The sequence below is a fragment of the Paraburkholderia sp. SIMBA_030 genome (assembly GCF_046535245.1).
Classification (GTDB): domain Bacteria; phylum Pseudomonadota; class Gammaproteobacteria; order Burkholderiales; family Burkholderiaceae; genus Paraburkholderia.
In genome coordinates this window covers 355,195-378,918 of record NZ_JAWRXB010000006.1, presented here as the reverse complement: position 1 = coordinate 378,918, position 23,724 = coordinate 355,195, and the positions used below count along the sequence as shown (strand labels likewise).

General features: G+C 62.3%; 20 protein-coding genes. 9 read left to right on the top strand and 11 right to left on the bottom strand.

Annotated elements, in window-relative coordinates; all coding sequences use genetic code 11:
• Positions 1–109: 109 nt before the first annotated feature.
• Complete coding sequence (locus SB772_RS13240) at positions 110–1,123, bottom strand: ABC transporter substrate-binding protein (RefSeq protein WP_410833684.1); 1,014 nt, start codon at positions 1,121–1,123, stop codon at positions 110–112.
• A 300-nt stretch (positions 1,124–1,423) separates the two neighbouring features.
• Here SB772_RS13240 and SB772_RS13235 point away from each other — a divergent pair, with 300 nt between their 5' ends.
• Positions 1,424–1,825 carry an OsmC family protein gene (locus SB772_RS13235; protein WP_410833683.1) on the top strand — a complete coding sequence of 134 codons (402 nt, stop codon included), beginning with the start codon at positions 1,424–1,426 and terminating at the stop codon, positions 1,823–1,825.
• A 31-nt stretch (positions 1,826–1,856) separates the two neighbouring features.
• Here the strand turns inward: SB772_RS13235 and SB772_RS13230 are convergent, their stop codons facing one another.
• The gene (locus SB772_RS13230) at positions 1,857–2,471 is read right to left on the bottom strand and encodes an HAD family hydrolase (protein ID WP_410833682.1); all 615 of its coding nucleotides are present in this window, start codon (positions 2,469–2,471) and stop codon (positions 1,857–1,859) included.
• Between the two features lie 285 nt (positions 2,472–2,756).
• Between SB772_RS13230 and SB772_RS13225 the strand changes: the two genes are divergently transcribed.
• Positions 2,757–4,445, top strand: a complete 1,689-nt coding sequence (locus SB772_RS13225) for an APC family permease (protein ID WP_410833681.1) — start codon at positions 2,757–2,759, stop codon at positions 4,443–4,445.
• A gap of 66 nt (positions 4,446–4,511) precedes the next feature.
• Here SB772_RS13225 and SB772_RS13220 read toward each other — a convergent pair whose 3' ends face one another.
• From SB772_RS13220 to SB772_RS13210, 3 genes are read right to left on the bottom strand one after another with little or no spacing between them, the layout of a single operon-like run.
• Positions 4,512–5,252, bottom strand: coding sequence for a PAS domain-containing protein (locus SB772_RS13220; RefSeq protein ID WP_410833680.1), 741 nt, complete (start codon positions 5,250–5,252; stop codon positions 4,512–4,514).
• Positions 5,253–5,267: 15 nt separating this feature from the next.
• Positions 5,268–5,915: a response regulator gene (locus SB772_RS13215; RefSeq protein WP_341316468.1), complete on the bottom strand. Its 648-nt coding sequence runs from the start codon at positions 5,913–5,915 to the stop codon at positions 5,268–5,270.
• Entirely contained in the window at positions 5,887–7,014 is a 1,128-nt protein-coding gene (locus SB772_RS13210; RefSeq protein ID WP_410833679.1) for a sensor histidine kinase, read from the bottom strand. Before SB772_RS13210 ends, SB772_RS13215 begins: the two co-directional genes overlap by 29 nt.
• A gap of 239 nt (positions 7,015–7,253) precedes the next feature.
• Here SB772_RS13210 and SB772_RS13205 point away from each other — a divergent pair, with 239 nt between their 5' ends.
• The 7 genes from SB772_RS13205 (at position 7,254) to SB772_RS13175 (ending at position 15,780) form a co-directional block, all read left to right on the top strand.
• Complete coding sequence (locus SB772_RS13205; protein ID WP_410833678.1) at positions 7,254–7,892, top strand: dimethylamine monooxygenase subunit DmmA family protein; 639 nt, start codon at positions 7,254–7,256, stop codon at positions 7,890–7,892.
• Complete coding sequence (locus tag SB772_RS13200) at positions 7,889–8,824, top strand: PDR/VanB family oxidoreductase (RefSeq protein WP_410833677.1); 936 nt, start codon at positions 7,889–7,891, stop codon at positions 8,822–8,824. The genes SB772_RS13205 and SB772_RS13200 overlap by 4 nt, the downstream gene beginning before the upstream one ends.
• Before the next feature lie 10 nt (positions 8,825–8,834).
• Entirely contained in the window at positions 8,835–9,851 is a 1,017-nt protein-coding gene (locus SB772_RS13195) for a heme-dependent oxidative N-demethylase family protein (RefSeq protein WP_410833676.1), read from the top strand.
• 47 nt (positions 9,852–9,898) lie between these two features.
• Entirely contained in the window at positions 9,899–11,029 is a 1,131-nt protein-coding gene (locus SB772_RS13190; protein ID WP_410833675.1) for an aminomethyltransferase family protein, read from the top strand.
• Positions 11,030–11,092: 63 nt separating this feature from the next.
• Positions 11,093–11,950: a formyltetrahydrofolate deformylase gene (purU, locus tag SB772_RS13185; protein ID WP_410833674.1), complete on the top strand. Its 858-nt coding sequence runs from the start codon at positions 11,093–11,095 to the stop codon at positions 11,948–11,950.
• Between the two features lie 97 nt (positions 11,951–12,047).
• Complete coding sequence (locus SB772_RS13180; RefSeq protein ID WP_410833673.1) at positions 12,048–13,415, top strand: NAD(P)-binding domain-containing protein; 1,368 nt, start codon at positions 12,048–12,050, stop codon at positions 13,413–13,415.
• A gap of 22 nt (positions 13,416–13,437) precedes the next feature.
• Entirely contained in the window at positions 13,438–15,780 is a 2,343-nt protein-coding gene (locus SB772_RS13175) for a DUF1989 domain-containing protein (RefSeq protein ID WP_410833672.1), read from the top strand.
• A 71-nt stretch (positions 15,781–15,851) separates the two neighbouring features.
• Here the strand turns inward: SB772_RS13175 and SB772_RS13170 are convergent, their stop codons facing one another.
• From SB772_RS13170 to glnT, 6 genes are all read right to left on the bottom strand, one after another.
• Entirely contained in the window at positions 15,852–17,669 is a 1,818-nt protein-coding gene (locus tag SB772_RS13170) for a bifunctional protein-serine/threonine kinase/phosphatase (protein ID WP_410833671.1), read from the bottom strand.
• Positions 17,670–19,106 carry an APC family permease gene (locus SB772_RS13165; RefSeq protein WP_410833670.1) on the bottom strand — a complete coding sequence of 479 codons (1,437 nt, stop codon included), beginning with the start codon at positions 19,104–19,106 and terminating at the stop codon, positions 17,670–17,672.
• A gap of 80 nt (positions 19,107–19,186) precedes the next feature.
• Positions 19,187–20,548, bottom strand: a complete 1,362-nt coding sequence (locus tag SB772_RS13160; protein WP_410833669.1) for an FMN-binding glutamate synthase family protein — start codon at positions 20,546–20,548, stop codon at positions 19,187–19,189.
• Positions 20,549–20,578: 30 nt separating this feature from the next.
• Entirely contained in the window at positions 20,579–21,268 is a 690-nt protein-coding gene (locus tag SB772_RS13155) for a protein glxC (protein ID WP_410833668.1), read from the bottom strand.
• The gene (locus SB772_RS13150; RefSeq protein ID WP_410833667.1) at positions 21,256–22,164 is read right to left on the bottom strand and encodes a class II glutamine amidotransferase; all 909 of its coding nucleotides are present in this window, start codon (positions 22,162–22,164) and stop codon (positions 21,256–21,258) included. The genes SB772_RS13155 and SB772_RS13150 overlap by 13 nt, the downstream gene beginning before the upstream one ends.
• 11 nt (positions 22,165–22,175) lie before the next feature.
• Positions 22,176–23,564 (bottom strand): type III glutamate--ammonia ligase, encoded by a 1,389-nt coding sequence (glnT, locus tag SB772_RS13145; RefSeq protein WP_410833666.1) that lies wholly within the window; start codon positions 23,562–23,564, stop codon positions 22,176–22,178.
• Positions 23,565–23,724 lie beyond the last annotated feature (160 nt).

The window sequence follows — 23,724 nt, the reverse complement described above, 5'->3', positions numbered from 1 at the left end:
TGGCGCGTGTTGAAGGAATTCCAGGGAAGTTGCCGGTACCACGACAGCACCGGCATTGCAACGGACTCAGGCGGCACGCAACACACAAAAACGATCGGTGAGCGCTGGTTTATTTCGCACCGACAAACTCATTGGTGTACGTTTTCCCCAGCTCGATATGCTTGCCCTTGACCGACGGATTGAACGCCGACAACACCTTGAGCACGGTCGCCGGTCCATCGGCCGGCATCCTGCCGTCCGCCGTGTACATCGGCAGCGAAGCCTTCAGCGCGCTCACGTAGAGCGGCTTGTCCTTCTGATAGTCGTCGGGCATCTTCGCCGCGATTTCTTCCGCGCTGTGGGTGTGGATGAACTGCATCGTGCGAACGAACGCGTGCGCGAGCTTGGCGGCTTCAGCCTTGTGCGAATCGACCCAGGCGGCCTGCACATAGAGGCTCGACGCCGGGTACGTGCCGCCCAACGCCGCCTTGGTGCCCTCGACCGAGCGCATATCGACCAGTACCTTGGCGTCGCCCGACTTCTGCAATGCTGATACGGTGGGCTCCGTCGTCATGCCCGCGTCGATCCGGCCTTGCTTGATCGCCGCGATGAAGCTGGCGTCAGCGCCCACCGGCAGCATCGTGTATTCGGTCGACTGGATGCCGTGCTGGCCCGCGAGGTATTGCGTGAGGAAACTGGTCGATGAGCCGAGGCCCGTGACACCGAGCGTCTTGCCCTTGACGTCGGCCATCGATTTGACCGTATCCGCAGCCTTCGTCGAGACCAGTTCCACCTCGCCCGGCACCTGTCCGAACACCACAATCGCCTTGACGTCCTTGCCTTTGGTTTGCAGGTCGATCGTATGATCGTAGAAGCCGACGACCGCCTGGACCGCACCGGCCAGCAGTTCGTTTTCAGCGTCGACGCCGGCCGGCTGCGACAGCAGCTCGACGTCGAGCCCTTCGTCCTTGAAATAGCCGAGCTGTTCGGTCAGGCGCGCCGGCAGGTAGATCAGCTTCGTGATGCCGCCCACCATGATGGTGATCTTGCCGCTGTCAGCCGCCATCGCCTGTTGCGAGGCGAGGCCGAACAGCAGGCTGGAAGCGGCGGCGATATGGCGCAGCGTGCGAAAGCTCGGGGTCATCGATTGTCTCCGTTGTTGTCTGTGGCGGCGGAATGCCGCCTGTCTGCTTTGACGGAGCGATTCTAGGCGAGCGAATCCTTCTCTCGGCTTTCACGGAGGGCGATGCGTAATACGGGATTTCCATTAGAAAACGCTTGACTTGAAATCACGCACGTAACCCGACCACGCGGTTTGTTTCTTGATCGAACCGTTCGACAGGCGCAGTCACGGGCAACGTTTCTACCGGTCACGAACGAAGTCGATAGAATCCCCTTACCGCCACCCAAACAGCGCCTTTCCTGACAACAAATGAGGACACTTATGACTCTGGCAATCGCAACCGCCGTATCGGACGCAAACGCACCTGACTATCTCGTCAAACTCGAAGCGGGCACACACAGCCTGGTCGGTGACGAAGGAGCGCACGAGGGTGGGCAAAATCGCGGCCCGGCGCCTTTCGAATTCGTGCTCTCGGGTCTCGCCGCGTGCACCACGGCAACGCTCAGGATGTACATGCAGAGGAAAGCATGGCCGGGCGGGCGAATCGAAGTCAGCACCGAATTACACAACGACCACGACGGCGGTCAATACATCCGGCGCACCGTGTCCGTCGATGGTCCCCTCGACGATGCCCAGCGGACCCGCCTCGCCGAAATCTGCGAGAAAACGCCGGTCACACTGTTCATCAAGCGGGGAACACGTATCGACACGACCATGCAGTGATGCGTCGCATCGCAAACGCCGGGTGCACACGCTACGTCAACCGGCGGCGCTCCAGTTCTTCCGATAGCACGTCGGCACCGACAAACTTGTATCCGTGCAGACCGGCAGCGATCGCCCCGGCTACGTTGGCGTCCGTGTCGTCGATGAAAAGGGTTTCGGCCGCACCAACGCCGAGTTGCTCAAGACAGCGAAGATAGGTCTGAGGCGCCGGCTTCGCTGCGCCGAACGAGGCGGATGCATAAACGTGATGGCCGAAGAGTCGAGCGACCGCGGGATTCAGATAGCCGATATGGTCGGCGACCAGACAGCAGTTGTTCGTCAGCACCGCAATCCGGTGGCGTTCGGCCACTTTTGCGGCGAGCGCGAGCACTTCCGTGTTGGGCGTGATCGACGCGCGGCGGGCCGCCAGCCAATCATCGCGGCTGACGCGGCAACCGAGCAGATCGCCCAATGCGCTCAGATATTCGTCGTCGCTGATCTGTCCGGCGTCGGCACGGGCCTCGAGCCCCGATCCCCAGATGGCGTGGTGCACCGCTTCCGGCGCCTGCCCCGATACCGCCGACAAGTGGGCGACTCGCGCGGAGCGGTCGTAGTGAGACAGTACGCCCTCCATGTCGAACAGGACTAGCGTGATGGGTGCTGTCATGTTGTCGGCCTCGCATTGAAAGCTTCCTGAAGACGAAGTGCTCATCCGGCGATCTCGATCCGGACGGCTGAAAGCACCTATTGTGCCTCGGAGAGCCGACGATCCGGTAAGTCGCAGGAATTCATCTGTCGCGGCCTCAGGAAGGTCGTTCGGATGAAATGCGCCGAACACCGTCGCTACCTCAAGCATCCTTTACCCCCCGAGGGAGTACCTCTTCGCGCCCCTTGCTCCGTCGATATTGGCCGGTGAATGTCGCCAGAGTGACGACACCTTGGGGAGACGAACATGAGTTCGGTGAACGATGCAGGTCAGGAGCTTCATCTTGCCGCGCCGGTAGACGCGACAGGACTTCATAGAAGGATCGGCTGGGCAGGCGCATTCTGGGTAGCCAGCGGCGTACCGGCGCTGGTGTTGTTCTCGATCGGCTCGATTGCGGCAACCGTCGGCAAGCCGTCGTGGATCATCTGGGCGATTTCGATCTGTTTCGGTTTCATCCAGTCGTTTTCCTACGCCGAAATCGCCGGGCTGTTTCCGCACAAGTCCGGCGGCGCATCAGTGTATGGCGCGGTCGCCTGGGTGCGCTACAGCAAGCTGCTCGCGCCGCTCTCCGTGTGGTGCAACTGGTTCGCGTGGTCGCCGGTGCTGGCAATCGGCTCGGGCCTGGGCGCGGGCTACGTGCTGAACATGCTGTTCCCGGCGACCGCCGCGATCAACACGTGGCAAATCACGCTGGTCGATCTGGGCTGGCTGTCGACCGGGCTGAGCCTGCGGGTCAATGCCACCTTCGTGATCGGTGCCGCGATTCTGCTGACGACCTTCGCAATCCAGCACCGCGGCATTCTCCAGGCCGCGCGGCTCCAGATGATTCTCGCGATCTCCGCGCTGCTGCCGCTGCTGCTGGTCGGCGTCTATCCGCTGCTGACGGGCGATCTGCCGATGCACAACCTGTTCCCGCTCTACCCGCTGGCAAAAGACGCCGGCGGCCGCGTGATAGACGGCACGTGGAATCTGAGCAGCATCGAACTGATGGCCGGCGGACTTTTTATCGCCGCCTGGTCAACCTACGGATTCGAAACGGCGGTCTGCTACACGCGCGAATTCAAGGATCCACGCCGCGATACGGTCAAGGCGATCGTCTATTCCGGACTCCTGTGCCTCGTGTTCTTCACGCTCGTCCCGCTCGCATTCCAGGGCGCCCTCGGCCTCGGCCAACTCGTCTCGCCCGAGGTCAAAGACGCCGCCGGCAACGTCACGCAGCCCGCTGTTTATGACGGCATTCTGTCGCCGGGCATCTACAGCGGCATGGGCGTTTCCGAAGCGATGGCGCAAATCGTGCACGCCGGCAACCTCGGCGCATTCATTCTGAAGCCGATGCTGGTGTTCGCGCTGGTGCTCGCTATCATGACGTCGATGGCGGGCTCGTCGCGCACGCTCTATCAGGCTTCCGTCGATGGCTGGCTGCCCAAATATCTTTCACACGTCAACCACAACGGCGCACCGACCCGCGCCATGTGGACCGACCTCGTATTCAATCTCGTGCTGCTGCTGATGTCCGACTACGTCGTCGTACTCGCGATGTCGAATGTGGGCTACATCATCTTCAACTTTCTGAATCTCAATGCCGCGTGGATCCACCGGCTCGACCGGCCAAGCTGGGAGCGCCCTTTCAAAGCGCCGAAATGGGTGCTCGGCGCCGGCGCCGCGTTGTCGTTCGTCAATCTCGCACTGATGGGACTGGGGGCGGATGTATGGGGCAAGGGCACGCTGATTTCGGGCATCGTCTTCTCGGCGCTGATCGTGCCGGTGTTCATCTGGCGCCACTACGTCACCGACAAAGGCCGTTTCCCGGACGCGATGCTGGACGACATGGATCTGTCGAACTCCAGCAGCGAGCGGCGCGCGGGATTTCTGCCGTATGCGGCGTTAGCGCTTGGCGTGGTGGTCGTCTTCGTGAGCCACTGGATCACGACCTGATTGCGCACCTTTCTCTGAAGATCGAACGCCCGTGTTGCGCGAATCTCCGCACAACCCGGGCGAAGTTCATCGCACGGCAAAGATCGCGCCTTCTATACCCAGCACCTCGCTGCTGGCCGAATAAATACCGATCCCGCGCTCCCATACGTTTCTCAGATCGCCATTCGCGCCGCGAATGCGATAACGCAGTTCGAACGGCCGGCGATCCGCCAGCGCCTCCTGCACACCACGCCAGACGTAATCGACGTCCTCCGGCACGATCAACTGGCTGTAGCTATGTTCGTGACTGTCGACAAACCAGGCGGCTGGATAGCCCGTCAACTCTTCGCAACCGTCGCTGACGAATTCCATTGACCACGATGGATTGTTGCGGCCGCGATAGATCAATCCCGGCACGCCGTTCAGGAGTCCCATCGCACTACGCAGTCTGGCTTCGACTGAAGTCTCCTGACGCTTTTGCGTCGTAGCGTCGAACGCGGAGATAAAGAAGGCGTCTTCGTACCGGCGACATGCCACCTCCAGCCAGCGAAGCTGGCCGTGGGGATGAACAAAGCGTATCCGCTCGCGACAGCAGACACCGGTTTCGTTACGCAACCGCTCCAGCATCTCGCGCCAGATCAGGCGTTCTTCCGGATGGACGTATACGGCGATTTCGACGCCCGTGGCGCTCGCCTCCATCAGTTCGGCCCAAGCAGCGTTCGCGTTGCGGATGCAGCCCTCGTTATCCACTTGAAGCAGCGCGACCGGATAGGCATCAAGGGGCATCGCGGTTGCGGCCAAGTCACTTAAAACAGCATTGTCTTGCATTCGTTTACGCCTTCATCATTGACGCGCAAGAGCATCGCGGTGAACCCACGCCGCCAGTTCAAGCCGGGAACGCAAATTCAGCTTGCGTAGCAGATTCTTTACATAGACCTTGACCGTGCCGTCGCTAATGCCCAACTGCCGGGCGATCTGCTTGTTGCTCATGCCCTCCGAGATGAGCGCCAATGTCTGTGCTTCACGCTCGGTCAGTTCGACCTGACGAGTGCCTCTTTCACCTTCGGGCACATCGTCGTCTTTCGCGAGGAGCGTGACCAGACAATCGTCGAGCACGATCACGCCCTGCACACAGTTGCGTATGTACAAGCGCAGATCCTCGGGCTCGGTTTCCTTCAGCATATAGCCGTCGGCGCCCAGGCGAAGCGCAGTCAATAACTCGTTGCGATCGAGCGAGGCGGTCAACACGACTTTGCGGCTCTCGATCTCGAGCTGGCCCAGTTCGTCGAGCACATGCAAACCGCCGAGTCCCGGCATGTGAAGATCGATCAGGATCAGGCCAGGCCTTAACTGCTCCGCGAGCGCAATGCCCTGCCGGCCGCTGGAAGCTTCGCCGACCACCTGAAACTCCCCGGTCGAGTTGAAGTACTCGGCGAGGCCGCGCCGGAACAGCGGATGGTCGTCAATCAGAAGCAACGTCGTCGGACCCATCAAGGGACTCCCTTCTGGCATCGTCATTCGGGACAAGCAGGCGTACCCGCGCGCCGTTCGGCTGCACATTCTCGATCGCGACTCGCGCGCCTATCGCACGCGCCCGCTCGCGCATGATCTCCAGCCCGTAGTGATTTTCCTCCACCGATGCGGGCCGCAACCCGAGCCCGTCGTCAGTGACGGTCACGCACAAAGCGCCCGCGGGATCGCCCATCACTTCGATCCGGGCATGTCTCGCATGGGCGTGGCGGACCACGTTCGACAACGCTTCGCGCACGATCTGCAACGCATGCAGCGCGACATCCGGCGCGAGTTCGATTTCCGGCACACGGTTATCCAGTTCGAAAACCACGTTGCAGCGGCGCGAAAACTCATCGACGGAGTCAGCCAGCGCCTGCCGCCACGAGCGCCCTCCGAGCGTCAGGCGCGCACCGGTGATCAACTGGCGAACGTCGCGCTGCAGCCGCGTCATTGTGGTTCGCAACTCCGCGATCAGGGGCTCCGCGACCTCGGGCTTGCGCGACTGCTGCTGCACCCGGCTGACCAGAAACGACATGAAGCCAAGCTGCTGCGCGACTGAATCGTGAAGTTCGCGGATCAGCACTTGTGCGCCGCCGTCGATGGTGTTTGCGTCTTCCTGTCTTATCTCCTGAATCAAGGCGATCGCAGCACCGAGCGCCTGCCCCGCATCGCCGACTTCCGCTGCCAGTGCCGAGCTCGCGGGCGACGCCAGTTCGAGCAGAAGTGCAGCGCCGCCAAACTTCGAGACCAGCCGCGTGCGGCCGCTGCGCGAGCATGCCGAACACAACTCGCTTAACGATCCGGCATGCGACGACTTCTGCGCGCAGTCGCGCTGTTCATCGCATGAGAGGACGCCTCCGGACGCTCCCGTACGCAACGTTTCGCCCGCGATCACCAGCGCCGCGCAGCTGCCGGGAATCGCCACTTCGAGCCAGCCAAGAAAACGCTGCAAGGTCTGCGTGGACCTTTGTCCGCCCGCGATGTCGACGAAGACCCGCAATAGCGCATCCCGGAAGCGCAGCGAAAGATCGATGCCATCGACCTCACCAGCAGCCTGCGAGGATGCGTGTCGCCGCATCGGGGTTCGGCTCAACGCCATGCAGGACATCCCATGAGAAAAGCTTTTTAGACGCAAGAACTGTGCCGTTTGCTGCATTACTCCTTTGGGCATACCTCGTTGTCAGGATTGAACGGCGTTTCCCTTTAAGAAACTATTTTGCTTGAGGGGAACGCAGCTTTTCGAGTGTTTTATCCGTCAGACCAGCGCTTCGCAACGCACTCGAATGGAGCAGACGCCCCGTTTTAGTTCAGATTCAAATGCACACGTTTGAAGCGAAACATGATCCACGTGCGTTACCCGCAACGACAAAACCGGCGACTAAAGACATGACATCGACGCGCGACAGAACACCGGGCTCTCCTCCGAGTCTTCCGCGATATCAGGTGCTCCGGATATGTGAGGATGCATGTCAACACGTTGTGGTCGTTCAAGCCGACGCACTCACGAAGATCGCGGCTTTCATCGCGACGCTGCCAGCCGAGCCTGAGGTGAGCATACTGGTCGTTCAAGGCGACATCCCGGCAACGATTCGCCGTGCATCGTTCTTCCCGACACATGACGCACTCGAGCGCCATCTTCTCGCGACTCTGGATCGCGCGGCCGTCGGCTTGCGGCTCTATATATGCGGCGACGAAGCGTTCATCTGGCGCATCCGTCGCCTCGCCTGCGAAGCGGGCATGTTGCCGGAAGAAATCAGCGCCGAGCTCGGTGCCGCACCGCGCGCCGTGTATTGCGTGCATTGCAGCGCATCGCACGTGTACGACGCCCTGCCCGAAGTCGAATGCATCGGCTGCGGCATCAACCTCGGCGTGCGCCAGCATTTCTCAGCGCGCGTCGGCGCGTATCTCGGCGTGTGCGCCGATCCGGATCGTCCTTACCCGGAGCACGGCGCATGAACACGATCAAGGTTCGAGTCGAGGCGACACGGCTGCTGACGCCCGTGGTGCGCGAGTTCACGCTGGCCGCCGTGCACGGCCGGCTGCCGAAGTTTTCCTCCGGCAGTCATATCCAGGTCCGGTTGCCGCTGGACGAACGCCCATTGCGCAACGCCTATTCGCTGCTCGGCGATCCGGCGAACGCGTCCAGCTATCGCATCGCCGTGCGCAAGCAGGATGATTCGCGCGGCGGCTCGGTGTTCATGCATGAGCGGGTCCGTGAAGGGTCGGCGTTGAACATCACGCCGCCGGTCAATCTGTTTGCACTGCATTCCGGCGCGCGCGCCCACATCCTGATTGCGGGCGGCATCGGCATCACGCCGTTTATCGCGCATGTCGCCGCGCTGGAGCGCGACGCCGCCGATTTCGAATTGCACTACGCCTACCGGCAAGGGCTCACCGACGCGTATCGCGCCGAGTTGAGCGAGCGCCTGGGCAGCCGTTTTCATGGTTACGACGGCGAGCGCGCGCGCCTCGATATCGAACGGGTGCTGCGTGGCCGCCCGTTGGGGACGCATGTCTATGTATGCGGTCCGCAAGCGCTTCTGACTGCCGTGCGCGAGACCGCTCGCGCGCTCGGCTGGCCGGACGGCCGCGTGCACTGGGAAGCGTTCGCCGCGCCGCAGCCCGGCACGCCGTTCGTCGTGACACTCATGCGCAGCGGCTCGAGGCTCGACGTGGCCGCGGACCAAACCCTGCTGGAAGCGCTCGAAGCGAGCGGACTCGAGATTCCGAACCTGTGCCGCGGCGGCGTCTGCGGTCAGTGCGCTACCCGTCACGTTGCCGGTGAAATCGACCACCGCGATCTGTTCCTCCACGAATCCGAGCGCGCCACGCATCTGATGCCGTGCGTCTCGCGTGCCCACAGCACCTCTCTTTTCCTTGATCTCTGAGGACCACCCGATGAGCGTCATTCTGAAACCCGCCGAAAGCTACCGTGAGGCGTTTTCGTTTCACAACAGCGAAGCCGCCATTGCGCGCTTCCCTTTTCCGTTTCCCGAAGACGCCTACCTGTATTCGGTGAATATCGAACCGGCCACGCCGCGCGATCCAGGCTCGGTCTTCGAGCACTGGTTCGATATCGACGAGCACTATCGCTCCGAAGTCGCCGAGCGCGCGATCGTGCTGCAAAACGATCCGCGCCGCTGCATGGTGATGCCGCACATGCAGAAAGCCTCGTGGGACGCGCTGGAAATGATCATGGAGCATCTCGCCCAGGATTATCCCGAGCTGTTTTCGCTCAAGCGCAAGGGCGATCAGTGGTTATGGCGCAATCGCGCGCTCGGCATCGAGCAGGCGTTCCGTTTCGGCGACGCGCAGACGTTGCCGTGCGAGCCGCTCGAATACGTGATGCGTCAGACGCAAGGCGATATCGCGCTGCTCGATCAACGCGACGGCGACCTCTTCATGGATGCCGGCGTCATCACCGGACCCGCGGACTGGTCGCTCGCATTCGATGCGGGAATGAGTTTCAGGCAATGGCATTCGCCGGTGCCGATGGCGCACGAGATGGGCATCTTCGATCGCGCGCTGAAGTATCTGCTGAACCTTCAGGTGGACCGTCCGGTGCGGCGTCTGAACTGGACGCTCACGATCAATCCGCGCCTCGACACCGCGCCCGAGACCTACCACCTGTGGGGCGCGGAGCGCGGCCAGGTGACGCCGGAAAACGTCGCGCAAAGCGTGCATCTGCGCGTCGAACTGCAATTCATGGCGAGGCTGCCGCAGAGCAACGCGCTGATGTTCAGCATCCGCACCTATCTCGTCAGCATGGCCGAGCTCGTCACCCAGCCGGCGTGGGCGCGCCGTCTTCATCGGGTCCTGCGCGACCTGCCCGAACCGATTGCCGACTACAAGGGCATGACGCGCTACCGCAAGACGCTCGTCGACTGGTTGAGCCAGTTCGACGACGCTATCTGATGCCTCGCTGATTCCGCACACACCCCCTCACCTCTGGAGTAGCAGATATGGCTAATTCATGGCGTATTTCCGCACTCGCGGACCGTCATCGCGCATTGGGCTCGAACCTCGAAGACTGGAACGGAATGGGCACCGCATGGACGTACTCCGGCAACCTCGCCGATCAGCACGAGGCGATTCGCACCAAGGCTGGCTTGATGGATGTATCCGGTCTGAAGAAGGTCCATTACGTCGGCCCGCACGCGGAAAGCCTGCTCAACTGGGCGACCACGCGCGACGTCAGCAAGCTCTACCCCGGCAAGTCGGTGTATGCGGCGATGCTTAATGAAGACGGCAAGTTTATCGACGACTGCATCGTCTATCGGACCGGGCCGAATGCATTCATGGTCGTGCACGGTTCGGGAACCGGCTATGAACGTCTCGTGCGCTCCGCGCAAGGCCGCCAGGTCGCCGTACTGTTCGACGACGATCTGCATGATCTGTCTTTGCAGGGTCCTGCGGCCGTGGACTTCCTCGCGGAACACGTGCCGGGCATTCGTGATCTGCCTTATTTCCATCATCTGCAAACGCGACTCTTCGGCAAGCCGGTGATGATCTCGCGCACCGGCTACACCGGCGAGCGCGGCTACGAAATCTTCTGCAAGGCCGCGGATGCACCCTTCATCTGGGACACCGTCCTCGACAAAGGCGAACCGTTCGGCATCGTCCCGTGCGCATTCACGGCGCTCGACTGGCTGCGCGTCGAAAGCTATCTGCTGTTCTTCCCTTACGACAACTCCGAGATGTACCCGTTCGCGAACGAAAAGGCGGGCGACACGCTGTGGGAACTCGGGCTCGATTTCACCGTATCGCCGGGGAAAACCGAGTTCTGCGGCGCGGGCGAACACTTCCGTCTGCAAGGCAAGGAGCGCTTCAAGATCTTCGGCGTGCTGGTGGACTCCACCGAAGCGGCCAACGGCGGCGACGCCTTGTGGAACGACGGCAAGCAGGTCGGCGTCGTCACCTGCGGCATGGTCTCGCGGCTGACCGGCCGTTCGATGGCGATTGCCCGCCTCGACGTGGACTACGCATGCGCCGACGCACCGCTCGAAGTGCGCGGGCGCATCAAGGCCCGCGCAAGCGCCGCCGAGCTGCCGTTCGACGATCCTGAAAAGAAGAAGCGCACCGCGATCGGCTAATCCCTGGCGGGCCTCCCGTTACATCTCTCACGCCGTCTCTCAAGCAATTTCAGGAGTGTCGCAGTGACCCAGAACTACATACTGACGATCAGTTGCCCGGCCACTTCCGGGATCGTCGCGGCCGTCTCGTCCTATCTCGCGCAATCGGGCTGCTATATCAGCGAGCTGGCGCAGTTCGACGACGAATCCAACGGCACGTTCTTCATGCGCGCGGTGTTCCGCTTCAACGAAGCGAAAACCGGCAGCATCGACAAGTTGCGCCACGACTTCGGCAGCATTGCAAACGACTTCGCGATGCAATGGAAGCTTCACAGCGCCGCGCAGCCGATGAAGGTGCTGCTGATGGTCAGCAAGTTCGATCATTGCCTCGCCGACCTGCTGTACCGGCATCACAATGGCCAGCTGCACATGCAGATCACCGCCATCGTCTCGAACCATCTGGACCTGCGGCCGATGGCGGAGCGCGAAGGCATTCGTTTCGTCTATCTGCCGGTGACCCCGGAAACCAAGGACCGACAGGAAGCCGAGTTGCTGAAGATCGTCGCCGAGACAGAGACGGAACTCGTGGTGCTCGCGCGCTATATGCAGATCCTCTCCAACAACCTCTGCAAGCAGCTCGCCGGCCGGGCCATCAACATCCATCACTCGTTTCTGCCGGGATTCAAAGGCGCGAAACCGTACCACCAGGCATTCGAACGCGGCGTCAAGCTGATCGGCGCTACTGCTCACTACGTCACGTCGGACCTCGATGAAGGACCGATCATCGAACAGGAAGTGCAGCGTGTCGATCACGTCCTGCAACCCGACGGTCTTGTAGCGATCGGACGCGATACGGAAACGGTGGCGCTGTCGCGCGCGGTGAAATTCCACACCGAACATCGCGTCTTCCTCAATCGCGACCGCACCGTGATCTTCCGATGAACCAGGCCCGACTCCGCCTTCCCGGCTGGCGTACCGGCATCGCTTTCCAGCGGGAAATCCTGTGTTGCCGTACGAGATATCCAGTGAGTGAAAAACCATGAAAAAGCGCGTCGCAATCATAGGTGCAGGCCCTTCCGGGATGGCGCAATTGCGCGCTTTCCAGTCCGCGAGAGAAAAGGGGGCGGACATTCCCGATATCGTCTGCTTCGAGAAGCAGAAGGACTGGGGCGGCATGTGGAACTACACGTGGCGCACCGGCACCGACGAGAATGGCGAGCCGGTGCACGGCAGCATGTATCGCTACCTGTGGTCCAACGGGCCAAAGGAATGTCTGGAGTTCGCGGACTACACTTTCGAGGAGCATTTCGGCAAACCGATCGCCTCGTATCCGCCGCGCGAGGTACTGTGGGACTATATTCGCGGACGCGTCGAGAAGGCCGGCGTGCGGCCCTATATCCGCTTCAATACGGTTGTCCGTCAGGTGAGCTTCGACGCCGCAACTCAAAAATTCACCGTCACAGCGAAAGACTTTACCGCCGGTACGACGACGTCGGAAGATTTCGATTACGTCGTCAACGCATGCGGCCACTTCTCGACGCCGAATGCGCCAAGTTTCCCCGGCTTCGAGCGTTTTGGCGGCCGCATCCTGCATGCACACGATTTCCGCGACGCACTGGAGTTCAAGGACAAGGATGTGCTGCTGGTCGGCAGCAGCTATTCGGCGGAAGACATCGGCTCCCAGTGCTACAAGTACGGTGCGAAGAGCATCACGAGTTGCTATCGCACGGCGCCGATGGGTTATCGCTGGCCCGGCAACTGGGAAGAGAAACCATTATTGCAGCGCGTACACGGCAATATCGCTTACTTCGCCGACGACACGCACAAGCGCATCGACGCGATCATCCTCTGCACCGGGTATCAGCATCACTTCCCGTTCCTGCCCGACGAACTATGCCTGAAGACCGGTAATCGCCTCTGGCCATTGAACCTCTACAAAGGCATTTTCTGGGAAGACAATCCCGGCCTGATCTACCTCGGCATGCAGGACCTCTGGTATTCGTTCAACATGTTCGACGCTCAAGCCTGGTATGCGCGCGATGCGATCCTCGGACGCATCACGCTGCCACCGAAAGCAGAAATGACCGCGCACAGCCTCGCATGGCGCGCGAAAGAAGAAAAACTCGTCACCAATCAGGAAATGTTCGAGTTTCAGGGCAGGTATATCCAGGAGCTGCTCGACGCAACCGACTATCCGAGTTTCGACATCGAAGGAGTGAACCGCACCTTTCTCGAATGGAAACACGACAAGCATGACGACATCATGGGCTACCGCAACAAGTCCTATCGCTCGCTGATGACCGGCACACAATCTCCGCCCCATCACACGCCGTGGCTGTCGGCCCACGATGATTCGATGGACGCGTATCTGGGCGAACCTGCCCCCGCACCGAAAACCGCCAACTGACCGGCGCGAGCCAGGGAAGAACATGCTGATACGGCCCCCCATAAGCTCGCGTCCCGCTGAGCCGGCGCTATTTGCCCGCGCGGCCGGATGCGAGCGATATCGCGTGTCGGGCGGCGGCCTCACGGTCGTCGCGCTCACGCCCGGCGATACCTTGCAGATTGTGGATATCGAAGGCCGGCAGCCCTGCGAGCTCATGGTTCTCGATGCACATGGCGAAGCGGCGCTGACCGCGCTCGAGCTACAAGCGTCGGCGGGTGCTTCGTTCATTGCGAGTCTGTTGCATAACAGCGAGACCTCGCATGTGTTGACCGGTCTGCTCAGGCGTGGCGCCGATGCAAGCGCATTGCAGTCCGCGGCGACTATCTGGAGCGGCGATACGCCGGCGGGCTTTACCCGCAAATTCGTGGCCGCCGACGCGCTACTCGTCATCGTCGCCGCGCCAGGCATCGCAAGCGCGATCGATTCGCAAAGCCCGCCCACCGGCTTGCGTGTCACGATCGATCGCGCGAATCCCGCGCTGCTCGCCGCGCCGCCGCTTCCCGCACCATTGGCCGACACGCTGAACGACTTCACGATCCAGCCCGGCACCGCCACCGCGTACACAGTGCGCGCGGGAGAATACATTCAGGTACTGGACGTCGCAGGTCGGCAATGTTCGGATTTCGTCGCCTTCGATCTCGCCGCTCTCGGCAGAAACAAAGAACTCGACCTCGACCAGACCGTGACGAGAACGCTGAATGGCAACGCGTATCCCGCTCCCGGCCTGTTCTCGAAGTTCTTCAATCGAAACATGCAGCCCATGCTCGAAGTCGTACGCGATACGGTTGGCCGTCACGACTCATTTGCACTGGCGTGCACAGCGCGCTATTACGAAAGCCAGGGCTACTTCGGCCATAGCAACTGCAGCGACAACATGAGCCGCGCCCTCGCCGCTTTCAACGTGGCGCCGCGCACCGGCTGGCCCGCGATCAATTTCTTCTTCAATACCGCCATCGACGCGCATCGGCAAATGACGCTCGATGAGCCGTGGTCGCGTCCAGGCGACTACGTGCTGATGCGCGCGCTGACCGATCTCGTGTGCGTGAGTTCGTCCTGTCCCGACGACATCGATCCCGCGAACGGCTGGAATCCGACCGATATCCAGATCCGCGTCTATCCGAACAAGGAACGCTTCTCCATTGCCATGGCTACCCGAACCACGCCCGATGCCGAACCGGTACTGACCCGCGAGTCAGGTTTTCACGCGAAAACCTCTGCGCTCACCCGCCATTTCACCGACTATCGCGGCTGGTGGTTGCCCACACACTACGAGGGCTTCGGCACCGTCGAAGAATACTTCGGCTGCCGGGAGCGCGTCGCCATGATGGATCTGTCCGCGCTTCGCAAGTTCGAGATCATCGGTCCCGACGCGGAAGCCCTGTTGCAGTACTGCCTGACGCGCGACGTCCGGCGCCTCACGGTCGGCCAGGTCGTGTATTCGGCAATGTGCTATCCGCACGGCGGCATGCTCGACGACGGCACCCTGTTGCGCCTCGGTCCGGACAATTTCCGCTGGATTTGCGGCGAAGACTACGCCGGTGTCTGGCTGCGCGAGCAAGCTGCGGCGCTCGGCATGAAAGTGTGGATCAAATCGGCATCGGATCAGATTCACAATCTGTCGATTCAGGGGCCGCTGAGCCGCGAGTTGCTGAAGCAGGTGGTGTGGGCGCCGCCCACCCAGCCGACGCTCGAGCGCCTCGGCTGGTTCCGCTTTCTGGTCGGCCGGCTCGACAATGACGAAGGCTGTCCGATCATGGTCTCGCGCACCGGCTATACCGGCGAACTCGGCTATGAAGTCTGGTGTCATCCGCAAGATGCCGAACGCGTGTGGGACCGCCTGTGGTCGGCCGGGCAACCGCTAGGCATGGTTCCGCTTGGACTGAATGCGCTCGATATGCTGCGCGTTGAAGCCGGCCTGATCTTCGCCGGCTACGAGTTCACCGACGAGACCGATCCGTTCGAAGCAGGCATCGGTTTTTCGGTGCCGCTAAAAACCAAAGCGGACGACTTCATCGGCCGCGAAGCATTGCTTGCCCGCAGTGCGCATCCGCGTCACAAGCTGGTCGGACTCGAACTCGCCGGCAACGAACCCGCGCATCACGGAGACTGCGTACACGACGGGCGCGCGCAGATCGGCGTGATCACGAGCGGCGTGCGTTCGCCGATACTCGGCAAGAACATTGCGCTGTGCCGGATCGATACCACTCGTGCCGAACCGGGAACACGCGTGCAAGTCGGCAAGATCGACGGGCATCAGAAACGCATCGATGCTCAGGTCGTGGCGCCGATCTTCTACGATCCGGATAAGAGCCGTGTGCGCGCTTGAACGGCAGCAGCACGGGCAATGGCGCGCGGCTTGCGCCGAGTGGCGCGGCGGGGCCGCGCCACCCACCCCGCTCAATGCCGCATCAAGGCCCACACCAGCAGCGCCAGCAACAGCACCGCGACCGCCTGCCAGAACAGCACCGGATCGCTCTCGAGCAAAGGCTTGCGCCGAACCGGCGCCATCGCGTCTCGACCGCTCGAAAAACGTTCGAGATCGGCGCAGACTTCGAGCACGTCCTGATACCTGCGTGCCGGATCGGGTTGCAGGGCTTTCTCCAGCACCAGGTCGAGCCATTGCGGCGCGTCGGGCCGGTACTGATAGAGCGGCACGCGGCCATTAAAGCCGTAGGGCAGCTTGCCGCCGCTGAACAGCCGGTACAGGGTCACGCCATACGCGAACACCTCGGAGCGCGCATCGCCCTGTGCGCCCTTCATCAACTCAGGCGCCATATAAGCGGGCGAGCCCGGTGCGGCGTCGGGGCCCGGCACCTGCATGCCCGGCATGTAAGCGAACCCGAGATCGAGCAGGCGTGTGCTATCGCCCTGCACCACCAGCACGTTCTCGGGTTTGATATCGCGATGGAAGATATTGCGGCGATTCAGCGCGTCGATCGAATGTCCCAGCTGCCGCGCGATCCCGATCGCGCGCGGCAGCGCGATGGGCTGAGGCGCTGCCAGCAGTTTTTCGAGCGTGACGCCTGCGCCGAGCGGCATCACCACATAGAGCCGGGTTTGCCGGTCAGCATCGACCGGCATCGGCGCGAGCACGCCATCGTCGCCGATCTTGCCTGCCAGCCAGCGCTCGCGCACGATCGACTGGCGCACGTTCTCGTCCTGCTCGACACGCGGCTTGGGAAACTTGAGCGCCAGCGGCGTGCCCGGATCGGCCAGATCGTAGCCGGAGAATATCCGCGAATAAAAGCCATCGCTCAACACGCTCTCGAGCAGATATCCATCGACCACATCGCCGGCATCGGGCACGGCCGGAATCGGCAAGGCGCCGACCACCCGCTCCAGGTAGCCGACATCGAGCAAAGGCAGGCTGTCCACATCGAGCACCGCGCTCGTCACGTCGTCCTGCGAGCCGCGCGTCGCCGCCAGCGCACCGAGCCGGCGCGCAGTGTCGAGCGCACCGCTACGCGCCGCCAGCACCGTCTGCAGCTCGCGCATCGGCACACGGCGATAGAGCCCGTCGGAGCACATCAGCAGGCGGTCGCCCTCGCGCAGCTCCAGGGTTTCGATGCGAGTCACCAGCGTCGGAAGCATGCCGACCGCGTGCGCCACATAAGAACCGAAGGCGACCGGCACCACGTCGTCGTCGCCGAGCTGGGTCAGTTGTCCATCGCGCAGCAGATAGAGCCGCACATCGCCGGCCGCCACCAGATACGCGGTAGCGCGGCGCACGATCAGCGCCGCAAAGGACGCGGCCATCTGCTTCAGTGCGGGATCGACGCGGCCGATCTGATGCAGCCAGCCGTGTATCGCCTCGAGCGCGCGCGCAGCGGCCACGCCGGGCTGCAAGGTGTCGGGGAGCCCGTAATAGGCGTCGATAAAGGTCCGCACCGAGAGTTCGGCCGCAACTCGCCCGCCCTTGCTGCCGCTCACGCCATCGGCGAGAGCGATCACGCTGCCACGCGCGGCGCGCGCGGCCAGATCGCCGAGCATCACGCCGACGTAGTCTTCGTTGATGTGATCCTGCCCGCGAGCGCGGGCAGGGCTAGAGACACAACCGATCTCGAGGGCGGCGCACTCGCCGCGCTCCGGCCGCAACTGCAGGTCGATTTCCTGGCCGCCCATTGCGCGACGGCTAGCGGGCCTTCCCTCTGGATCGTCTGACATCCGGCCCGTGTTCGGTGCGGGCAAACTATCCGGAGAGAAGGGTTCACTCATTTACTTTTTGCCGTGGGTCATCACGTCGCTTGCTTCCAGATCGTGCTCGATCTTCTCGAGCACTTGCGGCGAGCGCTTCTTGAGCATCATCAACCAGATTGCACCAACCAGCATATACGCAACGAACAGATAGGGCAGGATGTTATACGGATAATCGGGCACCGGATACACGCTGCCGATCACCGCGCCGACCATCGCCAGTGCGCCGAGCACGCCCCACAGCACGTTGATCGACTTCAGCTCGCCCTGCTTCTTCAGGTAGATCGGCGCCGAGACCGCGACCAGAAAATACGTGACCAGGAAGCCAAAGGTCGCAAACGTACTGGTATAGCCGAAGGTGTTGAGCGGACCCGTGCCGAGCATCGCGATGCACACCACGAAGGTCACGATCGAGGAAAACGCAACGGCCAGGTACGGCGTCTGGTGCGTGCGGTGCACCATGCCCATCGAGCGGTGCACGAACTGGTAGCGGCCCATCGAATACAGCAGGCGGCTGGACGAGTTGATGCACGCAAGCACGCACGAGAACGCGCTGACCGAGGCAATCAGATAAAACACCGGACCGAGCGGCGAGGCGCCGACGCTCGTGAGCAAGGTGCTGAGCACGGCCGAATCGCCGCCGAGTTTGGCTGCGTCGTCGTGGTAGGCGATCGTCATCGAATAGGCCACAAACATAAAGAACAGACCCGACAGGATCACGCACCACACCACTGCACGCGGAATGACACGCAGCGGGTTCCTGGTTTCCTGGCCGAGCGAGGCCGCGCTTTCGAAACCGACGTACGAGAAGATGCCGAGCACCATGCCCTGTGCCATGCCCTTACCGCTCACGCCCTGCAGCCCCAGTTGCGTATGGTCGACGATATGGTCCGGGTGCAGTGCGAGCACGTAGATCAGCACACCGCCCACGATAACCACCGAAGCGGCTTCGATTGCCAGCGACAGGCGCGAGGAGAGCTTCACGTCACGTGCCGAGAAGAACCAGGCCAGGCCGACAAAGATCGTGTAGACCGCCCACGACGGGATATTGACACCCCAGGCCGTAAATGCGTTCTGCACGAACACTACGCCTGCGGCGCCAACCCCCATTGCAGTGCCCACGTAAGCCGCGATCAGGCCCCAGCCGGCGATGCCACCCGCCATCGGCCCAAGGGCGCGCGAGATATAGATAAAGAACGAACCAGCCGACGCGATCCGGCTCGAGAGCGCGATGATGCTCATGCTCACCAGCAGCAGCCCGAGCGTCGAAAGACCATAAATCAACCAGGTCCCCGCACCGGCCAGCGCGGCGATTGCGGTCACGTTGATCGACGGCGTGAAGGTCGGCGAAAGGTTCGCGATGGATTGGCCGATCACCTCGGGAAAACCTAAAGTACCGGCACGCAAGCCGCCGGATGATGCCGGCGGTACTTGCGTGGTGCTTTGCGGAGTGCTCATGTCGGGCTCCTGATAGATGGGTGAATCAAAGTTGAATGCGCTCAACTTTTGCACAGTCAAAAATCTCGAAACAACTTAATTCATCGGGTCCATCCGGGAATCCACGACGTGCCTGCAAGCGGAATGCGCGCCATCGCCGCGGCTTCCACGGTGAGGGCGACGAGATCCTCCGGTTCGAGGTGATGCACGTTCTGCTTGCCGCACGCACGCGCGATCGTCGTCAGTTCCATGTTCAGCGTCTTCAGGTAGTTGCGCACGCGGCGCGACCCTTCATCCGGCTGCACACGCTGTTCGAGCACCGCGTCCTGTGTGGTCACGCCGACCGGGCACTTGCCCGTGTGACAGTGATGGCAGAAACCCGGCGACGTGTTCAGCGCCGCGTAGTCCGCCGCCGCCGAATGCAGCGTGCCGTTCTGAAAGTACGTATCGCTGTTGCAGCCGAGCGCCATCAGCATGCCCTGCCCGATCGCCACCGCGTCCGCGCCGAGCGCCAATGCCTTCGCCACGTCAGCGCCGGTGCGGATGCCGCCCGATACGATCAGTTGTACCTGGCCTTTCATGTTCAGGTCTTCGAGCGCGTCCACCGCCTGGCGAACCGCAGCCAGCGTCGGAATGCCGACGTTCTCGATGAAGCAGGTCTGCGTCGCCGCCGTGCCGCCCTGCATCCCGTCGATCACGACCACGTCCGCGCCCGCATGCACCGCGAGCTTGACGTCGTTGAACGTGCGGGTTGCACCGACCTTCACGTAGACCGGTTTCTCCCAGTCGGTGATTTCGCGCAGTTCCTGAATCTTGATCGCCAGATCGTCGGGGCCGGTCCAGTCCGGATGACGGCTCGCCGAACGCTGATCGACGCCGGCCGGCAACGTGCGCATCGAGGCGACGCGCGGATTGATCTTTTGCCCGAGCAGCATGCCGCCGCCGCCCGGCTTCGCGCCCTGGCCGATCACGATTTCGATCGCATCGGCGCGGCGCACGTCGTCCGGATTGAAGCCGTAGCGCGACGGCAGGCACTGATACACCAGCGTCTTCGACGAACGGCGTTCTTCCTGGGTCATACCGCCGTCGCCGGTGGTGGTCGAGGTGCCCATCGCGGTCGCGGCCTGGCCGAGCGCTTCCTTCACGTTCGCGGACAGCGCGCCGAAGCTCATGCCGGCAATCGTGATCGGAATGTCGAGCACCACCGGCTTTTTGGCGAAGCGCGTGCCGAGCACCGTCTGCGTCGCACATTTCTCGCGATACCCTTCGAGCGGATAGCGCGACAGCGAGGCGCCGAGAAACAGCAGATCGTCGAAATGCGGCACGCGGCGTTTCGCCCCCAGACCGCGGATTTCATAGAGGCCGCGCTGTGCGGCAGAGTGAATATAGTCGATCGTCTTGCGGTCGTAGCCTTGCGACTCTTCCTGCTGCAAGCGGGCAAAGTGAACGGGTTTGGCTTCCATGAGAACCTTCTTCGAGAGGAGAGCGTGTGTTCAATATTCCTGGTTCGCGTCGGCGTTCCAGTGATAGAGCGTGCGGGCGGAGGCGATCCGTTTGAACGACGCCGGATCGTGGTCCATGCCGGCGGCGCTGAGCAGTGCGCGCACGGCGTCGAGATCGGCTTGCGTCATCAGCTCATACCGCGCGTCCGCGCCGAGCGATTTCACTTCGCCGCGCACGTACAGCACCGCTTCGTAAAGCGAGTCGCCGAGCGCATCGCCCGCATCGCCGCAGATCACCATGCGCCCGGCCTGGGCCATGAACGCCGAGAAGCTGCCGACCGAGCCGCCCACCACGATGTCGCCGCCCTTCAGCGAAATACCGCAGCGCAGGCCCGCATCGCCGTCGATCACCAGCAGGCCGCCGTGCGCCGAAGCGCCCGCACCGTTCGAGGCAAACCCCTTCACGTGTACCTTGCCGCTCATCATGTTTTCCGCGACGCCGGTGCCCGCGCTGCCTTCGATCTCGATGGTCGCGTGCTTGTTCATGCCGCCCGCGTAGTAGCCGGCGTGACCGGCGATCGTCACTTTCACCGGCGCATCCACACCGACCGCGAGGTTATGCGCACCGTTCGGCGCGACCACGGCAACCATCTGTCCTTCCAGTTCGCTGGCCGGTTTGTGCAGGAACTGATTCAGCTCACGGACCGTCGTGCGCTCCAGATCGAATGTCAGGCTTTCCATACGTACATCTCCTCAGGTGCAGGTTCGAAGACCCTGGCGTTCTTGATATCGGGCAGATGCGCGAGCGAACGGAACTCGGAAGCAATCGCGACGTAGTCGTCGTTTTCCGCGACCACCGCCGGCTTGCACGCGAACGGGTCGCGAATCAACGCGAGTTCGGTCGAAGTGCCCATCAGGAACGTGTAAAAGCCGTCGAGTTCTTCGAAACCTTTTTGCAATGCGGCCGGCAGCGTGTCGCCTTCACGCAGACGCCATTCGAGAAAGCGGCAGGCGGCTTCGGTGTCGTTGTCGGTATCGAAGTGAATGCCTTGCGGTTCGAGCTTGCGGCGCACGCCATGCGCGTTCGACAGCGAACCGTTGTGGACCAGGCAGAAGTCGTCGCCGGCCGTGAACGGATGCGCGCGGTCCGGCGTGACCGCCGACTCCGTCGCCATGCGCGTGTGACCGACCAGATGCGAGCCCTTCAGATTCGCGAAGTCATAGCGCTCGGCAACTTGCGACGGCGAGCCGATATCCTTGTACAGATCGATCGAGCGCCCGCTCGAGAGCAGATACAGCTTCGGATAGCGTTCGCGCAGCCACGTCTTCACGCGCTCGACGTTGCCCTGCACCGTCAGTACTCCATGATTGCCTTTCGAGTCGACGCGCGCGGTGACATCCATCGCCACGTTCAGCGCTTCCACCAGCGGCTGCCACGCGAAATCCGCGCCTTCCTCGGTGAAGCCCGCGTAGATGCTAAGCTTGCGCTGACTCGCATCGACCGGCTTGCCGAATACCGCAAGCCCCGCCGAGTCCGGTCCACGCTCGGTCATGCCGATCAGCATCGGCACCATCAGTTCGCCGAGCCGCTCGCGCAGTGCCGGCGTCTTCACCAGCAAGCCCACGATTCCGCACATAGTGGTTCTCCTTAGAAAAATTCGAGGTAGGTCTTCAGTTCCCAGTCCGAGACGTGGCGCATGTATTCGAGCCACTCCATCCGCTTGAGCTTGAGGAATTCATCGGCAACCGGGCCGAGTGCGTCGCAGATCACGCGGTCACTTTCGAGTGCGTCGAGCGCCTGCTCGAGGTTTTGTGGCAGCACGCCGATGCCGTGTTCAGCCAGCCGCGCGGGCGACCACTCGTACAGGTTCTCGTTAGCCGGTTCGCCCGGCGACATCCCGCGGTCGATGCCGTCGAGTCCCGCGGCAATCACGGCCGCGGTCGCGAGATAGGGATTGCATGCGCCGTCAGGCAGGCGCAGTTCGATACGTTCGCCAGGCATGCGCACCATCGTCGAACGGTTGTTGTCGCCGTAGCTGATGTACGCCGGCGCCCACGTCGCGCCCGTCAGCGAGCGGCCGACCACGAGCCGCTTGTACGAGTTCACTGTCGGATTGCACAGCGCGGTCAGCGCGGGCGCGTGCGCGAGCAGGCCCGCCGTGAACTGGTAGCCGAGCGACGAAAGCCCCATGCCGAGCCTGTCGGCAGGATCGGCAAACAGGTTGCGCTCGCCGTCGCCGATCGACATATGCATGTGCATGCCGTTGCCCGGACGATTCACGAACGGCTTCGGCATGAACGAGCAGATCATGCCGAGTTCATTGGCGATCTCGGAGGCGGCCATCTTGAAGAACACGTAGTGATCGCAAGAGGTCAGGCAATCGGTGTACGTGTAGTTGATTTCGAACTGACCGTTGGCGTCTTCGTGGTCGATCTGATAGACGTCGATGCCGACCGCGCGCATCGATTCGGTAAGCTTTTCCAGGAAGACGCGCGTACGCGACAGACCCTTGTAGTCGTAGCACGGCTTGGCAAGCGTGTCGCTCGGATCGCATGGCTCCAGCGTGCCGGACGCCGAACGGCGCAGCAGCGAGAATTCCGGCTCCAGACCTGTGAAGAGCGTCCAGTTGCGCTCCGTCATCCGGGCGACCTGCTTCTTTAAGGTGACGCGCGAATCGTATTGCCACGCTTCGCCATCGACATGACCGTCGCAGACGATCCGTGCCAGGCCCGGCTGCCACGGCACCGGCGTGAGCGTCGCCAGATCGCCGACGGCCATGTAATCGGGTCCGTTCGGCTCGATGCCGACACCCCAGATCGCAAACCCCGCGAAACCGGCGCCCGCTTTCAACACGCTCTTCAGATGACTGACCGGCACCGATTTCGCCTTGGCCACACCGTGAATATCGACAAACTGCGCCAGCACGTACTTCACGCCCTGCTGCGTCAGATAAGCTTGCGCCTCTTCCGCCGAGCCGAAGCGGGGCACGCATCCGAGTTCGTTGACCGGCAGCTTGCTCGCATCGTTCAGGTTCATCGCCACTCCTTGCAACAACATCCTTCGTGGTTTGGAAAAGCCACATGCAACGCATCTGGCCAGGCTATGCAACACGCTTTTGAACGCCGGTTGCGGCGCGCTTCAAGCTGGTCTTCAATCAGTCGGGTACTTTATTGAAGAGCAACAAAGATTCTCCAGG

Excerpts from the sequence above, each read along its gene's own strand:
- SB772_RS13240 (WP_410833684.1), bottom strand. The coding sequence starts at position 1,123 with ATGACCCCGAGCTTTCGCACGCTGCGCCATATCGCCGCCGCTTCCAGC.
- SB772_RS13235 (WP_410833683.1), top strand. The coding sequence starts at position 1,424 with ATGACTCTGGCAATCGCAACCGCCGTATCGGACGCAAACGCACCTGAC.
- SB772_RS13230 (WP_410833682.1), bottom strand. The coding sequence starts at position 2,471 with ATGACAGCACCCATCACGCTAGTCCTGTTCGACATGGAGGGCGTACTG.
- SB772_RS13225 (WP_410833681.1), top strand. The coding sequence starts at position 2,757 with ATGAGTTCGGTGAACGATGCAGGTCAGGAGCTTCATCTTGCCGCGCCG.
- SB772_RS13220 (WP_410833680.1), bottom strand. The coding sequence starts at position 5,252 with ATGCAAGACAATGCTGTTTTAAGTGACTTGGCCGCAACCGCGATGCCC.
- SB772_RS13215 (WP_341316468.1), bottom strand. The coding sequence starts at position 5,915 with ATGGGTCCGACGACGTTGCTTCTGATTGACGACCATCCGCTGTTCCGG.
- SB772_RS13210 (WP_410833679.1), bottom strand. The coding sequence starts at position 7,014 with ATGCGGCGACACGCATCCTCGCAGGCTGCTGGTGAGGTCGATGGCATC.
- SB772_RS13205 (WP_410833678.1), top strand. The coding sequence starts at position 7,254 with ATGCACACGTTTGAAGCGAAACATGATCCACGTGCGTTACCCGCAACG.
- SB772_RS13200 (WP_410833677.1), top strand. The coding sequence starts at position 7,889 with ATGAACACGATCAAGGTTCGAGTCGAGGCGACACGGCTGCTGACGCCC.
- SB772_RS13195 (WP_410833676.1), top strand. The coding sequence starts at position 8,835 with ATGAGCGTCATTCTGAAACCCGCCGAAAGCTACCGTGAGGCGTTTTCG.
- SB772_RS13190 (WP_410833675.1), top strand. The coding sequence starts at position 9,899 with ATGGCTAATTCATGGCGTATTTCCGCACTCGCGGACCGTCATCGCGCA.
- SB772_RS13180 (WP_410833673.1), top strand. The coding sequence starts at position 12,048 with ATGAAAAAGCGCGTCGCAATCATAGGTGCAGGCCCTTCCGGGATGGCG.
- SB772_RS13175 (WP_410833672.1), top strand. The coding sequence starts at position 13,438 with ATGCTGATACGGCCCCCCATAAGCTCGCGTCCCGCTGAGCCGGCGCTA.
- SB772_RS13170 (WP_410833671.1), bottom strand. The coding sequence starts at position 17,669 with ATGAGTGAACCCTTCTCTCCGGATAGTTTGCCCGCACCGAACACGGGC.
- SB772_RS13165 (WP_410833670.1), bottom strand. The coding sequence starts at position 19,106 with ATGAGCACTCCGCAAAGCACCACGCAAGTACCGCCGGCATCATCCGGC.
- SB772_RS13160 (WP_410833669.1), bottom strand. The coding sequence starts at position 20,548 with ATGGAAGCCAAACCCGTTCACTTTGCCCGCTTGCAGCAGGAAGAGTCG.
- SB772_RS13155 (WP_410833668.1), bottom strand. The coding sequence starts at position 21,268 with ATGGAAAGCCTGACATTCGATCTGGAGCGCACGACGGTCCGTGAGCTG.
- SB772_RS13150 (WP_410833667.1), bottom strand. The coding sequence starts at position 22,164 with ATGTGCGGAATCGTGGGCTTGCTGGTGAAGACGCCGGCACTGCGCGAG.
- glnT (WP_410833666.1), bottom strand. The coding sequence starts at position 23,564 with ATGAACCTGAACGATGCGAGCAAGCTGCCGGTCAACGAACTCGGATGC.